This is a genomic window from Pseudomonas petrae, assembly GCF_021728295.1.
Taxonomy (GTDB): Bacteria; Pseudomonadota; Gammaproteobacteria; order Pseudomonadales; family Pseudomonadaceae; genus Aquipseudomonas; species Aquipseudomonas petrae.
In genome coordinates this window covers 323,097-338,175 of record NZ_JAKJXE010000007.1, presented here as the reverse complement: position 1 = coordinate 338,175, position 15,079 = coordinate 323,097, and the positions used below count along the sequence as shown (strand labels likewise).

At 61.3% G+C, this 15,079-nt stretch carries 10 protein-coding genes; 5 read left to right on the top strand and 5 right to left on the bottom strand.

All coding sequences use genetic code 11. From position 1 onward, the window contains the following. Positions 1 to 351 precede the first annotated feature (351 nt). The 4 genes from L4G42_RS14905 to L4G42_RS14890 all read left to right on the top strand — a co-directional run bounded on the left by L4G42_RS14905 (position 352) and on the right by L4G42_RS14890 (position 9,751). Positions 352 to 2,661 (top strand): YgiQ family radical SAM protein, encoded by a 2,310-nt coding sequence (locus tag L4G42_RS14905; protein ID WP_237259269.1) that lies wholly within the window; start codon positions 352 to 354, stop codon positions 2,659 to 2,661. 261 nt (positions 2,662 to 2,922) lie between these two features. Further along, positions 2,923 to 6,216, top strand: coding sequence for a transglutaminase family protein (locus L4G42_RS14900; RefSeq protein WP_237251881.1), 3,294 nt, complete (start codon positions 2,923 to 2,925; stop codon positions 6,214 to 6,216). A gap of 137 nt (positions 6,217 to 6,353) precedes the next feature. Continuing rightward, a complete protein-coding gene (locus L4G42_RS14895; protein WP_237251882.1) occupies positions 6,354 to 8,855 on the top strand; it encodes a circularly permuted type 2 ATP-grasp protein in 2,502 nt (833 codons plus the stop codon). Beyond that, entirely contained in the window at positions 8,855 to 9,751 is an 897-nt protein-coding gene (locus tag L4G42_RS14890) for a transglutaminase family protein (protein ID WP_237251883.1), read from the top strand. Before L4G42_RS14895 ends, L4G42_RS14890 begins: the two co-directional genes overlap by 1 nt. A 154-nt stretch (positions 9,752 to 9,905) precedes the next feature. Here L4G42_RS14890 and L4G42_RS14885 read toward each other — a convergent pair whose 3' ends face one another. Together L4G42_RS14885 and L4G42_RS26055 are read right to left on the bottom strand one after the other, a co-directional pair. Further along, positions 9,906 to 10,118 carry a hypothetical protein gene (locus tag L4G42_RS14885; protein WP_237251884.1) on the bottom strand — a complete coding sequence of 71 codons (213 nt, stop codon included), beginning with the start codon at positions 10,116 to 10,118 and terminating at the stop codon, positions 9,906 to 9,908. Between the two features lie 110 nt (positions 10,119 to 10,228). Beyond that, the gene (locus L4G42_RS26055; RefSeq protein ID WP_272903857.1) at positions 10,229 to 10,357 is read right to left on the bottom strand and encodes a hypothetical protein; all 129 of its coding nucleotides are present in this window, start codon (positions 10,355 to 10,357) and stop codon (positions 10,229 to 10,231) included. 186 nt (positions 10,358 to 10,543) lie between these two features. Here L4G42_RS26055 and azu point away from each other — a divergent pair, with 186 nt between their 5' ends. Beyond that, complete coding sequence (gene azu, locus L4G42_RS14880; RefSeq protein ID WP_237251885.1) at positions 10,544 to 10,990, top strand: azurin; 447 nt, start codon at positions 10,544 to 10,546, stop codon at positions 10,988 to 10,990. Positions 10,991 to 10,993: 3 nt separating this feature from the next. On the opposite strand, the gene L4G42_RS14875 is transcribed toward azu, so the two are convergent. From L4G42_RS14875 to pncB, 3 genes are all read right to left on the bottom strand, one after another. Beyond that, entirely contained in the window at positions 10,994 to 12,019 is a 1,026-nt protein-coding gene (locus L4G42_RS14875; RefSeq protein WP_237259270.1) for a DUF1338 domain-containing protein, read from the bottom strand. 296 nt (positions 12,020 to 12,315) lie between these two features. Next, positions 12,316 to 13,143, bottom strand: coding sequence for an ammonia-dependent NAD(+) synthetase (gene nadE, locus L4G42_RS14870; protein ID WP_237251887.1), 828 nt, complete (start codon positions 13,141 to 13,143; stop codon positions 12,316 to 12,318). A 60-nt stretch (positions 13,144 to 13,203) separates the two neighbouring features. Continuing rightward, complete coding sequence (gene pncB / locus L4G42_RS14865; protein ID WP_237251888.1) at positions 13,204 to 14,403, bottom strand: nicotinate phosphoribosyltransferase; 1,200 nt, start codon at positions 14,401 to 14,403, stop codon at positions 13,204 to 13,206. Between the last annotated feature and the right edge of the window lie 676 nt (positions 14,404 to 15,079).

Here is a 15,079-nt window from a genome sequence, read left to right as displayed (position 1 = left end):
GTAGTCGGTAGACTGCGACTTTGATGCCCTGCGGGCCTATCGCGGGCAAGCGCGCTCCTACATTGTTTGCAACGTGCCACGGCCTGATTAACCGAGTTGATAGCCCTTGAGCAATCGCTCGATTGAGTGTGGCTAAGCGAGGCTGGCAAAGAGGTCTATCGGAATGCGGCACGTTTAAACAAATGTAGGAGCGCGCTTGCCCGGGAAAGGCCCGAAGGGCTTCAGCGTCGCGATTCATGCCGTTCACTAATCCGACTACTGTCGTCGGATTTGATCAAAATTTGTGCTATTCTCCGCGCCCGCGAATTTCTACGCGAAAATCGCCCCCTGACACGAACACTGGTCATCGATATGCAAGCAGCCAAGCCGTTATTTGACTATCCGAAGTACTGGGCCGAATGTTTCGGACCAGCGCCTTTCCTGCCGATGAGCCGGGAAGAAATGGATCAGCTTGGCTGGGATTCGTGCGACATCATCATCGTCACGGGTGATGCCTACGTCGATCACCCCTCATTTGGCATGGCAATCATCGGCCGGCTGCTGGAGTCCCAAGGCTTCCGCGTCGGGATCATTGCGCAGCCTGACTGGAAGTCAAAAGACGACTTCATGAAGCTCGGTGAGCCGAACCTGTTTTTCGGTGTCGCGGCCGGCAACATGGATTCGATGATCAACCGTTACACCGCCGACAAAAAGATTCGCTCCGACGATGCGTACACGCCGGGCGGCATGGCGGGCAAGCGTCCGGACCGTGCGAGTCTGGTCTACAGCCAGCGTTGCAAGGAAGCCTACAAGAACGTGCCGATCGTTCTGGGTGGCATCGAAGCATCGCTGCGCCGTATCGCTCACTACGACTACTGGCAGGACAAGGTTCGCAACTCGATCCTGATCGACGCCTGCGCCGACATCCTGTTGTACGGCAACGCCGAGCGGGCCATCGTCGAAGTGGCTACTCGCCTGTCCTATGGCGAGACGATCGAAAGCATCACTGACGTGCGCGGCACGGCATTCATTCGTCGTGATACGCCGGAAGGCTGGTACGAAGTCGACTCCACGCGTATCGACCGTCCAGGCAAGATCGACAAGATCATCAATCCGTACGTGAATACTCAAGATACCCAGGCCTGTGCCATCGAGCAGGAAAAGGGTGACGTCGAGGATCCGAACGAAGCGAAGGTTGTGCAGATTCTGGCGAGCCCGCGCATGACCCGCGACAAAACGGTCATCCGTCTGCCGTCGATGGAGAAGGTGCGCGCCGACGCGGTGCTGTATGCCCACGCCAACCGTGTACTGCACCTGGAAACCAATCCCGGCAACGCCCGCGCGCTGGTTCAGAAGCACGGCGAAGTGGATGTCTGGTTCAACCCGCCGCCCATTCCGATGACTACCGAAGAAATGGACTACGTGTTCGGCATGCCTTACGCGCGCATTCCGCACCCGGTCTACGGCAAGGAGAAGATCCCGGCCTACGACATGATCCGTTTCTCGGTGAACATCATGCGCGGCTGCTTCGGCGGCTGTACGTTCTGCTCGATCACCGAGCACGAAGGCCGGATCATTCAGAACCGTTCCCACGACTCGATCATTCGCGAGATCGAAGAAATCCGTGACAAGGTCCCTGGTTTTACCGGCGTGATTTCCGACCTCGGCGGGCCGACGGCGAACATGTATCGCATCGCTTGCAAGAGCCCGGAAATCGAATCGGCGTGCCGCAAGCCGTCGTGCGTGTTCCCTGGTATCTGCCCAAACCTGAACACTGATCACTCGGCATTGATTCAGCTGTACCGTAGCGCCCGCGAACTGCCCGGCGTGAAGAAGATTCTGATCGCCTCCGGTCTGCGTTACGACCTGGCCGTGGAATCGCCCGAGTACGTCAAGGAACTGGTGACCCACCACGTCGGCGGTTACCTGAAGATTGCGCCTGAGCACACCGAAGAAGGTCCGCTCAACCAGATGATGAAGCCGGGCATTGGCAGCTATGACAAGTTCAAGCGCATGTTCGAGAAGTACTCCAAGGAAGCGGGCAAAGAGCAGTACCTGATTCCTTACTTCATCGCGGCCCACCCGGGCACGACCGACGAGGACATGATGAACCTCGCGCTGTGGCTCAAGGGCAACGGCTTCCGTGCAGATCAGGTGCAGGCGTTCTATCCGTCGCCGATGGCCAGTGCAACGGCCATGTACCACTCTGGCAAGAACCCGCTGCGCAAGGTCACGTACAAGAGCGATTCGGTCACCATCGTCAAGAGCGAAGAGCAGCGCCGTCTGCACAAGGCGTTCCTGCGCTACCACGATCCGAAGGGCTGGCCGATGCTGCGTGAAGCGCTGGAGCGTATGGGCCGTGCCGATCTGATCGGGCCGGGCAAGCATCAGTTGATTCCGCTGCACCAGCCGGAAACCGACACCTATCAGAGCGCGCGCCGCAAGAACTCGACGCCGGCTGGTAGCCACAAGGTTGCCAAGACCACCAAGATCCTGACGCAGCACACGGGCTTGCCTCAGCGTGCAAGCGACGGCAGCAAGCCTTGGGACAAGCGCGAAGAGGCCAAGGCCGCTGCGGCTGCTCGTAACAGGGACGCCGCCAAGGAACGCGCTGATGCCGCCAAGGGTGGCAAAGGCGGCAAAAGCAAGAAGCCTTCGCGCCAGCCGGTGTTTCCACGCTGACGCATTCGCGCCAATGCCCTCTCGCCAAATCTTCTTCGCTCCAACAAAACGCCAGCTTTCGAGCTGGCGTTTTGCATTCCGGTGCAAATAATCCCACCCGCCTCATTTCCGTGCGACCCTTGCACCATTCGTTGAAGCTGGCGCGATTTTGGTGCTGTGCTTGGCTGAACAAGCTACCTCAATGCCGGGGGCGCCTGATTTGCCGGGGTGGCATAAGTCTTGCGCAGCTCCGTTACCGTCCAGGCTCGCAGGAGGCACGCCGTGTCGATTCACATTGCCTTGCACCACGTTACGCATTACCGCTACGAACGCGCGGTAGAGCTGGGTCCGCAGATCGTCCGCTTGCGCCCGGCGGCCCACAGCCGTACGCGCGTGTTGTCGTATTCGCTGAAAGTCCTTCCTGAAAACCACTTCATCAACTGGCAGCAGGACCCGCAGGGGAATTACCTGGCGAGATTGGTTTTTCCGGACAAAACCGACGAACTACGTATCGAAGTGGACCTGGTCGCCGAGATGGCGGTGTTCAACCCCTTCGATTTCTTCCTTGAGCCTTACGCCGAGAAGATCCCGTTCACCTATGCCCGCGAAGAGCATCACGAGCTGCAGCCCTATCTGGAAAAGCTGCCGCTGACCCCGAGATTTCAGGCGTATCTGGACAGCATCGACCGCACGCCGATTCCGGCGATCGACTTTCTGGTGGGTCTTAACCAGCGTCTGGCCAATGACATCGGTTACCTGATTCGCATGGAGCCGGGCATTCAGACGCCGGAATACACCCTCGAAAACGCCTCCGGCTCGTGCCGTGACTCGGCCTGGCTGCTGGTGCAATTGCTGCGTCACCTGGGCCTGGCCGCGCGGTTTGTGTCCGGCTATTTGATTCAGCTCAAGGCCGATGTCAAAGCGCTGGACGGACCGTCCGGCACCGACGTTGATTTCACTGACTTGCACGCCTGGTGCGAGGTGTATCTGCCGGGCGCTGGCTGGGTGGGCCTTGACGCGACCTCCGGCTTGTTTGCCGGTGAGGGTCACATTCCGTTGGCGTGCAGTCCCGAGCCTTCTTCGGCGGCGCCAATCAGCGGGCTGGTCGAACCCTGCAAAACCGAGTTCAGCCACGAGATGTCGGTGGAGCGTATCTGGGAAGCGCCGCGCGTCACCAAGCCCTACACCGAAGAGCAGTGGCAGGACATTCAGGCGCTGGGACGCCAGATCGACAGCGATCTGGTCGCCCATGACGTGCGCCTCACCATGGGCGGCGAGCCGACCTTTGTGTCCATCGACGACCGTGACGGCGATGAATGGAACACCGCCGCGCTGGGTCCGAAGAAGCGTCTGCTGTCGGCCGAGTTGTACCAGCGCATGCGCAACCATTACGCGCCTCAGGGCATCGTTCATTTCGGTCAGGGCAAGTGGTACCCCGGTGAGCAGTTGCCGCGCTGGTCGCTGAACTGCTTCTGGCGTAAGGACGGGCAATCCGTGTGGCGCAACAACGCGCTGGTTGCCGACGAAACCCGGGACTATGGCGCCGACAGCGAGATGGCAGGCAGTTTCCTGCGCAGCATTGCCGAGCGGCTGAAGCTGCCGACGCGCTTCGTTTTCCCCGCGTACGAAGACAACTTCTATTACCTGTGGCGTGAGGGCGCGCTGCCCAAAAACGTCAGCGCCGAAGCTTCGCGTCTTGAGGACCCCCTCGAGCGTGCCCGCCTGCGCAAAGTATTCTCTCAAGGGCTCGACACAATCATCGGCCACGTTCTGCCGCTGGCGCGAACCGCGGCCGACGATCACTGGCAGAGCGGCCGCTGGTACCTGCGCGACGAGCATTGCCGTCTGGTTCCGGGGGATTCCGCCCTTGGCTATCGCTTGCCCCTGGCTTCGCAGCCGTGGGTCAAGGCGGCGGAATACCCCTACATCCATCCGACCGATCACAACCAGGCATTTGCCGAGCTGCCCGACCGCGACGAGGTTCAGTCGCGACTGGACGGCTTGGCAGAGCAGGGCGATCCCAGTGTCGACCGCGAACCCGAGATCGACGAGTCGGCCGATTGGTTGACCCGCACCGCACTGAGCGCCGAGGCGCGCGGCGGGCGGTTATATCTATTCATGCCGCCGCTGCAATCCCTTGAGGCCTATCTGGAATTGGTCGCCGCCATCGAAGCGACGGCTGAAGACATGCGCTGCCCGGTGTTACTGGAAGGTTACGAGCCACCGAGCGATCCGCGTCTGGCGAACTTTCGTATCACCCCGGATCCTGGCGTGATTGAAGTGAACGTGCAGCCGTCGTCGACGTGGGACGAGTTGGTCGAACGCACCGAATTTCTTTACGAACAGGCGCGCCTGACCCGGCTGACCACTGAAAAATTCATGATCGACGGGCGCCATACAGGCACCGGCGGCGGCAACCATTTTGTCCTCGGTGGCGCGACGCCGGGCGACTCGCCCTTCTTGCGTCGGCCGGATCTGCTACGCAGCCTGTTGAGCTACTGGCATAACCACCCGTCGCTGTCCTACTTGTTCTCCGGGTTGTTCATCGGCCCGACCTCGCAGGCACCGCGGGTCGACGAAGCGCGCAACGACTCGTTGTACGAGTTGGAAATCGCCTTTTCGCAGATGCCCGAGCCGGGCGAAGAATGCGCGCCGTGGCTGGTGGACCGGCTGCTGCGCAACCTGCTGATCGACGTGACCGGCAACACCCACCGCGCGGAATTCTGCATCGACAAGCTGTACTCGCCCGATGGCGCCACCGGCCGTTTGGGTCTGCTGGAACTGCGCGCGTTCGAGATGCCGCCGCACGCGCGCATGAGCCTTGCGCAGCAGTTGTTGCTGCGGGCACTGGTCGCGCGTTTCTGGCGCGAGCCTTATGCACCGACGAAGCTGGCGCGCTGGGGCACCGAGCTGCATGACCGGTTCATGCTGCCTCACTTCATCGAGCAGGATTTCGCCGACGTCATCGCCGAGCTCAACAATGCGGGTTATCCCGTGCGCGCCGAGTGGTTTGCGGCGCATCTGGAGTTTCGCTTTCCGAAGGTCGGCGACTACGCCGTCAGCGGTATCGAGCTGGAGCTGCGTCAGGCGCTGGAGCCGTGGCACGTCTTGGGCGAGGAGGGTGCAGCGGGTGGCGCGGTTCGCTATGTGGACTCGTCACTTGAGCGCTTGCAGCTGAAAGTCACGGGTCTGCCGCCGCAGCGTTACATGCTCACCTGCAATGGCGTGCCGGTGCCTTTGCGACCGACTGGGCGCGTGGGCGAGTTCGTTGCGGGGGTGCGCTACCGCGCCTGGCAGCCGACCAACGCCTTGCAGCCGACGATCCCGGTGCATGCGCCGCTGGTCTTCGACATCCTCGACACCTGGATGCAGCGCTCGCTGGGGGGCTGCGAGTATCATGTCGCCCATCCCGGCGGGCGCAATTACGAAACCCTGCCGGTGAACGCCAATGAAGCGGAAAGCCGACGTCTGGCGCGGTTCTTCCGGGTCGGCCACAGCCCCGGCAAACTGGAGGTTCCTGCGCTGACCCTCAACGATGAATTGCCGATGACCCTGGACCTGCGCCTGCATCGGTAGCCGCGCCGGCGACCTGACGTGGGGTCAGGTCGCCATGCCGCCCGTTTAAAACATGGAGAGCGCCCCTGCGTGTCATGTTGTCTGCGCTAGTCTAAGCGCTGTTGATTCGAGTCCTTTTGTTGTCTGCCGAGCCTTCCATGCCTGACCTGCTTGACCACTATCCGCTCACCCCGGGTACCTATCACGAGATGCTGGATGCCAGCGGCGCCGTTCGGTCGCATTGGCAGCGTCTGCACGAGCATCTCCAGCGCAGCACACCTGCGCAGCTCATCCAGCGTCAGGCGCTGCTCGCCCGGCAGATTCAGGAAAACGGCGTCACCTATAACGTCTACGCCGACCCCAAGGGTGCCGATCGGCCCTGGGAACTGGACATGCTGCCCCACGTGATTCCACTGGAAGAGTGGCAGCCACTGGCGGCCGGCATCGCCCAGCGCGCGCGTCTGCTCAATGCCGTGCTGGCTGATCTCTACGGCCCGCAGGAACTGATCGCCGAAGGTCTGCTGCCGGCGGAACTGGTGTTCGGCCACAACAATTTTCTCTGGCCATGCCAGGGCGTGACGCCGCCCGAAGGGACCTTTCTGCATGTGTACGCGGTGGACCTGGCGCGCACGCCCGACGGTCGCTGGTGGGTCACCGCCGACCGGACTCAGGCGCCGTCGGGTGCGGGTTACGCGCTGGAAAACCGCCTGATCGTGTCGCGGGCGTTTCCCGAGTTGTACCGGGATCTGCAAGTCCAGCACCTCTCGAATTTCTTTCGGTCGCTGCAGGAAACACTCGCGCGCCAGGCACCGACCAGCCACGAAGCACCGCTGGTGGTGTTGCTGACGCCCGGACGTTTCAACGAGAGCTATTTCGAGCATCTTTATCTGGCCGGTCAGCTGGGCTATCCGCTCGTGGAAGGCAGCGACCTGACCGTGCGCGATGCCACGGTGTACCTGAAAACCCTCAGCGGCCTGCGTCGAGTTCACGCGATCATGCGCCGTCTGGACGACGACTTCTGCGATCCGCTGGAATTGCGCACGGATTCGGCGCTGGGCGTGCCGGGCCTGCTGCAAGCCGTGCGACAGGGTCGCGTGCTGGTTGCCAACGCCTTGGGCAGCGGCGTGCTGGAGTCGCCCGGGCTACTGGGTTTTCTGCCCAAAATCAATGAACACCTGTTTGGCGAAGAGCTGCTGTTGCCATCGATCGCCACGTGGTGGTGCGGCGAGCCGCCGGTGCTGGCGCAGGCGCTGGAGAAGATGCCTGAGCTGCTCATCAAACCCGCGTTTCCGTCCCAGAGTTTCGCCCCGGTGTTCGGCCGCGATCTCAGCGAGGAAGAGCGTCAGGCCCTGGCCGCGCGCATGCAGGCCCGTCCCTATGCCTACGTCGCGCAGGAACTGGCGCAGTTGTCCCACGCGCCGGTCTGGCAGGGCGAGGACAGTCAGCTGCAGCCCCGGGCCATCGGCATGCGCGTGTACGCAGTGGCGACGGCCGATGGCTATCGTGTGCTGCCGGGCGGATTGACCCGCGTGGCCGCCGATGCCGACGCCGACGTGGTGTCGATGCAGCGCGGCGGCGCAAGCAAGGACACCTGGATCCTCGGTGAGCGTCCGCTGGGTAGCGAGCCGTGGAAGAATCGCCATTCGCTGGGCGTACACGACCTGATTCGTCGCGACCCGTATCTGCCGTCTCGGGTCGTGGAAAACCTGTTCTGGTTCGGTCGTTATTGCGAGCGATGCGACAACAGCGCGCGCCTGCTGCGGATCATGCTGACGCGCTATGTCGATGGCGATGATCCGGTCGCCCTGCAAGCGGCGGTCGAGCTGGCGGAACGGTTGAATCTGCTTCCGCTCGAGGATGAAGATGAGCCGAGCAAGCTGCATGAGCGTTTGCTCGAAGCGTTGTTGGGCGACGACTGGCCGTTCAGCCTGCGCTCGAACTTGCAGCGCTTGCAGTGGGCGGCGTCCCAGGTGCGCGGTAAGTTGTCCCGCGAGAACTGGCAGGCGCTGGTGGAATTGCAGCGTGAAGCCATGAGCCTGGAGACCGAGACCCCTGATTTCGGCGAGCTGCTGGATTTTCTCAACCGACTGGTGATGTCGCTGGCGGCGCTGTCAGGTTTCGCCCTGGACGACATGACCCGCGACGAGGGCTGGCGCTTCCTGATGATCGGGCGGCGCATCGAGCGCTTGCAGTTTCTGTGCACGACGCTGGCGGCCTTCCTGCGCAGCGAGGCAGTGTTTCATCAGGACGCCCTGGACGGGCTGCTTGAACTGGGCAACAGCGGGATCACCTACCGCTCGCGCTATCTGGCCCTGCCGCAGCTGATCCCGGTGCTTGATTTGCTGGTGCTGGACGATCAAAACCCCCATGCGGTGCTGTTCCAGCTCAAGCTGGTGGCCCGCTCGGTGAAACGCATGAACGAGGATTTCGGCGTGCCCCAGGACAACAGCCTCGCGGCGCTGATTCAGCGGCTGTCGGTCTTTGATCTGGGCTGCCTGGAGGAAGGGTTGTTCGGCGAGAGCAGCGTCAAGGCGGCGCTGGATGGGCTGGCGGATTTGCTGCAGACCATAGGCGATACCAGCGGCCATGTTTCTGACCGGCTTGCGCTGCGTCATTTCGCCCACGTAGACGACGTCAGTCAGCGCACGGTGTCGGTCTGATGAACAGCGCCCAGTATCAGATCATCCACGACACTCACTACAAATACGACAGCCCGGTTTCCCTGGCGCAGCAGCTCGCGCATCTGTGGCCGCGGCGCAGTCCCTGGCAGCGTTGCCTTGAAAAGCATCTGGTCATCAGCCCGACGCCGACCACGCGCCGCGATGAGCTGGACGTGTTCGGCAATCCGCTGACGCGCCTGGCATTCGAACGTCCCCACGATGAGCTGCAGGTCAACGCGCGCCTGCGCATTGAAGTGCTGGAACGGCCGCTGCTGGATTTCAATGGGTCCGCTTCATGGGACGAGACGCAGCACCGGCTGACCTACAGCGCGTCGAGGATGGCACCGGACATCCTCGATGCCTGCCGCTATCGCTTCGAATCGCCTTACGTACACCTGAAGCAGACATTCGTCGAGTTCTCTGCCAGCTGCTTTCCTGCGGGGCGGCCTATGCTGCTGTGCGCGCAGGCGCTGATGGAGAAGATATTCGAAGAATTCACCTTTGATGGCGAGGCGACTCAAGTTGCGACGCCGCTGGTGGAAGTCCTGGAAACCCGCCGGGGTGTCTGTCAGGACTTCGCTCACTTGATGCTGGCGTGCGTGCGTTCGCGCGGTCTGGCGGCGCGGTATGTCAGCGGCTATCTGCTGACCCAGCCGCCGCCCGGTCAGCCACGGCTGATCGGCGCCGATGCGTCCCACGCGTGGGTGTCGGTGTTCTGTCCGGCGCTGGGTTGGGTGGATTTCGATCCGACCAACAACGTTCAGCCTGCGCTTGAGCACATCAGTCTGGCGTGGGGGAGGGACTTTTCTGACGTGTCGCCGTTGCGGGGGGTGATTCTGGGAGGCGGGAGTCATGATCCGGAAGTGCGTGTGACCGTGATGCCGATTGCGATGTGAGAAGGGAGACGCATTGCAGGAGCGCGCTTGCCCGCGAAAATGTTACTGCCAACGTAGATGCGTGGGATTCAGTAAATGCATCGCGGGCAAGCGCGCTCCTACAATGTTCAGCGTTCATCCATGCCAGGCATGGTTCAGCAATCTGAGGTTCTAATCACTCAGCAGGCTTTTCTTCGGCGGAGCCTTTTACTTCGGTGGAGTCTTCAGCTTCGGTGGAGCCTTCGGTGTTTTCACCGTCTACGACTTCACCTTCTCCAGCCTCTGCTTCAGCCTTCTCGGCCTGCTTGCGCTGTGCTTTTTCCTCTTTCTTTTGCTCTTTTGCCAGATCACGTTGGCGTTTGGCGAAGGAATAGTTGGGTTTGGCCATGGGCAGTCCTCGAGGCAGGCGATAAGTCAGCACATTCTGCCTGAGAATGGTGCAAAACCGGCGTGGTATTTTTCCTCACCGGGTCATCGATGCCGGTCAGTTGCCCGCCATTACAGGTCTTGACCGTTGGAAGCCGCGCGTTGATAGACGCCGTAATCCTGGCTGGCGCGGTCGTAATTACCCGATGCGCCACAGGCGTAAGCGGCGAGCAGGCTGCGCAAAATGCTGGAGAGTTGCATGAGATCGTCCTGAAGGTGGGTGACAGGGCGATCTTATGCAGCCATCGTAGTGCTGACTGTTTGATTGTCTCGATGGCCCTGATAGAGGCCGCCCAGAGGTGCTCAGTAATAACGGTTGATAAATTGTTCTAATTTAGGGCAGTCTTTGTATACAAAGTAAAGGGCTGCCCCACCAGGAGACGCACCATGATTCGCAAGCTTGTCGCTGCATCCGTTCTGACTTTGGCCAGTGGGCACCTGCTGGCGGCCGAATGCTCGGCCGAAGTCGATTCCACCGACCAGATGTCGTTCACGACCAAAGCCATCGAAATCGACAAGAGCTGCGAGCAGTTCACCGTCACGCTTAAACACACGGGCAGCCTGCCGAAGGCCGTCATGGGCCATAACCTGGTCATCAGCAAAGAAGCCGATATGCAGCCGATCGCGACCGATGGCTTGAGCGTCGGCATCGATAAGGATTATCTGAAGGAGGGTGACGCGCGCGTAATTGCCCACACCAAAGTGATCGGCGGAGGCGAGAAGGATTCGGTCACGTTCGACGTATCCAAGCTGGACCCGGCCGAGACATACGGCTTCTTCTGCTCGTTCCCTGGCCACATCGCCATGATGAAAGGCACTGTCACGCTGAAGTGACCGCTAGACCTGCTTCGAGTCGGTCATCTTGAAGATGCCCTGGGCGTTGCTGCTGTCGAAGTTGAGATCGATCTTGCCGTTGTCAGGGTCGATCTTGCGCTGGATGAATTCAACGAATGAGCCCGGCACCTTGTGCGTCACCACGACGCCCTCGGCATTCAACAGCGCTCGGCTCACCGTGCAGGCCTTGTACGCGGTCTGCATGACCCTTCCCGAACCAGACACCTCGATGCTGTCCTTCATCGGCCGCTCGCGCCGATTCTGTTCGGCCACCGTCGCTTCCAGATCCGCAACCCGGTCCGTCAGGTGATTGAAGCTGTTGCCTTCGGTCGCGATCCACGCCATCTCCGCGCTTTCGCCAAGCAGTTGGCGATAGTCATCTTCCCGAACGACGCCGTGCTGGCGGCCAAACGCGCGATACAGCGCCGGTAGCAGGCGCGTGGCTTCGGCTACGCTGCAATGGCGGGTGGTGCGCAGGCGATTCAGAACGCTCAGGTCTTCAGGGCTCAACGGGTCGCGGCTCGAACCGACGACACGGCTGACCGCGTCTTGAAAGCCCTGGCTGAGACGCCCGGGATGGAGTTCGGAAACGAAGAACTGCGCGATGTCTTCGGGCAGGTCCATTTGGCGATAGCCCCAACCGGTCATGTTCAGCCTGGTCAGCGGATAGGTGCGCACATCGGTGAAGCCCAGCGGCTCCAGCAAGCGCGAGAAGGCCTGACGACCGCGCGGCAATTCGCCGTTGTCCGCCCAATCGACGGTGCGGATGGCGCCGTGGTCAAACACCACCTTGCGGCCGCCCTCGAATTGCTCGTCCACATAGCGAAGCCCGTCGGGCACGGCCTCTACCAGCTTGTGGAACAGGCACAGGTTCAACGCTTCGGCGAGCCAGACCCGATGGACCGCCTCGTCAGACCAGGAAAACCCGCCCAGCGCCTGCGGCACCTCGACGCGGTGTTCGAGCCATGCCGCAGCGGGCTGACCGACGGTGGACGCAACGAGGGTGAAGAGGCCTTGGAAAGCGTTCATGGATAGCGGCTCTGGGCGGGAAAGTCAGAGCGCTATGTAAGCCGTGATGGCGAACGCCATCAAGCGAAAAGAAATAACGGGTTCATTCCGTTTTTGAATGCAGCGCCATTTGGCCTGTGTCGCGGATCGCGTGAATCACTGTAGGAGCGCGCTTGCCCGCGAATGAGTTGGGTCAGTTACGCAGATGGCAACTGACGAAACGCTTTCGCGGGCAAGCGCGCTCCTACAGGACTTGCATGCGTCCGATGGACTGGATTCCCAGCCCACAGGCGCGCACGTTTCCGTTCCCGAAAGGGTTACGGCGCGTAAGGCAGATCCCGCTTGTGCTGGGTCTTGCGGTAGGTGCTGACAATGAGCTCGGCGGTTTCCGGCTTCACCGGCTCGCCGTGCAGGAAGGCGTCGATCTCTGCGTAGCTAATGCCGTGTGCCGCTTCGTCCGGTTTGCCGGGAACCAGCTCTTCGAGGTCGGCGGTGGGGACTTTCTCGACGAGGTTTTGCGGTGCGCCGAAGCTGCGGGCGATCGCGCGGACCTGGTTCTTCACCAGACCGCTCAACGGCGCCAGGTCGCAAGCGCCGTCGCCGAACTTGGTGTAGAAGCCCATGACCGCTTCAGCCGCATGGTCGGTGCCGATGACCAGACCGCCTTTGACGCCGGCAATGGCGTACTGCGCGACCATCCGCGCCCGGGCCTTGATGTTGCCTTTGACGAAATCCACGGCACTGGCGGCCTGGCCCTCGAAGGCCTTGATCTGCTCAACCAACGCTTTCACCGAGGGTGCGATGTCCACTGTGTGGCGCTCGTCGGGATTGATGAAATCCACCGATGCCGTGGCTTCATGTTCGTCGTGCTGGATGTGGTACGGCAGGCGTACGGCAACGAAGGTGTAGGCATTGTCGCCAGTGCTTTCACGCAGCTCGCGAATGGCGCGTTGCGCCATCAAGCCGGCCGTCAGGGAGTCCACGCCACCACTGATACCCAGCACAAGTACCTTCAGGCGAGCGTTATGCAGGCAGTCCTTGATAAATTGCACGCGGCGGCTGACTTCCGCCTGCAGCGCCTGGTCATTGGCAAAAGGCGGCTGGACGTTGAGCTGCCGGGCGATCTCGCGCTGTACGTCTTGCATGATTGACTCCTTGAGCAAAAAAGGAATGGCATAGAAAAGGGGCGGCGGTCGGTGCTCGACTCAGGCTGGCACCTTGAATACGTGGCGCAGATAGGACACGAATTCCGGGTCCTTGCACTGCGTTTTTCCGGGCTCGTCGGAAATCTTGGCGACGGGCTGGCCGGCGCAGGCGGTCATTTTCAGCACGATGCTCATCGGCTGGATCCCCGGGATGTCGGCGGTCAGGTTGGTGCCGATCCCGAAACTGACGTTGATGCGACCACGCAGCGCGCGGAATATTTCCAGCGCCTTGGGCAGATTCAACCCGTCGGAGAACACCAGCGTCTTGCTCATCGGCTCGATGCCCAGCTTTTGATAATGACGGATGCATTTTTCGGCCCACTGCACAGGATCGCCCGAGTCGTGGCGCAGGCCGTCGAAGAGCTTGGCGAAGAACAGGTCGAAATCACCGAGGAAGGCATCGGTGGTAATGCAGTCTGTCAGCGCGATACCCAGCAGGCCGCGGTACTCGCGCACCCAGCAATCGAGCGCGGCAATCTGGCTGTCGATCAGGCGCGGACCGAGTTGCTGATGAGCCATGATCCATTCGTGGGCCATGGTGCCGAGCGGTTTGAGGTCGAATTTGCGCGCCAGGTGCACGTTGCTGGTGCCGACGAACTGGCCGGGGAAATCCTTTTTCAGCACCGAAACGACGTCTTCCTGCACCGCGTAGGAGAAGCGCCGGCGCGTGCCGAAGTCAGCCACTTTTAACTCCGCCAACTCATCGGCGGTAGCGGTTGCGTTCAGCCAGTCGAGTTTGCGATACAGCTGATCGCGGGCCTGGCTGAGCAGGGTTTCCGGGTTGCGATGGCGATTGCGGACTTCGCTGACGATGGCCAGGACGGGCACTTCGAAGAGGATCACGTGCAGCCAGGGGCCTGACAGGCGGATGCACAGTTCGTCGTTTTCGATGGTGGTCTGGACGTAGCGCAAGTTGAAACGAAACAGCCCGAGGAAACGCAGGAAGTCGGGCTTCATGAAGTTGATGCGTTCGAGGAAACCGGTCTCCTCGACACTCAGCGACAGGTCGCAGAGCTGCTCGATCTGATGGCGGATCTCGGCCAGATACGGCCTGAGGTCCTCACCGTTGCGGCAGCGAAACTCCCACTCCACTTCGACGTTGGGGTAGTTGTGCAGCACGGCCTGCATCATGCTCAGCTTATAGAGGTCGGTATCGAGCAGGTTCTGCACGATGCGATCCGCGAAAGCGCTCTCACTCATTGTGTCGCTCCAGCCAGCAGCGGGCCGCCAAGGTGCGGCCCGGGATTCAATTGGGTGTCGCATACAACCTTGCGGTAGCGCTGTGGCGGTACGTCCGGTTTGTGATTGACGATGGCCCACATAATGCCAGTCGTCGTGGAAGAGGGGCAGAAATGTTTCAGCGACTGACCGAGTGCCTCCCGTTGGACCGGCTGGACTCCGATTGTAGGGGCTGGCCTGAACTCCAATTCTGGGACCGGCTGAACGTTAACTGTGGGACTGGCTTTAGCCGGGAATGCGTCAGTCGTCACACCGCAGGTTTGAGAGTGCGTACACGGGCCTCTTCCCGGCTGAAGCCGGTCCCACAAATTTACCGCGTCCATCTAATGGGACTGTCTGGAACCCAATTGTGGGATCCCGTGCACTTCTAGGACTGGCTTTAGCCGGGAATGCATCAGTCGTCACACCGCAGGCTTGAGAGTGCGTACACGGGCCTCTTCCCGGCTGAAGCCGGTCCCACAAATTTACCGCGTCCGTCCAATGGGACTGTCTGGAACCCAATTGTGGGATCCCGTGCACTTGTAGGACTGGCTTTAGCCGGGAAGGCGTTGGTGGTCACACCGCAGATTTCATGGTGCGCAAACTGGCCTCTTCCCGGCTGAAGCCGGTCCCACTAAAAGCATCGCGTGCACCCAAT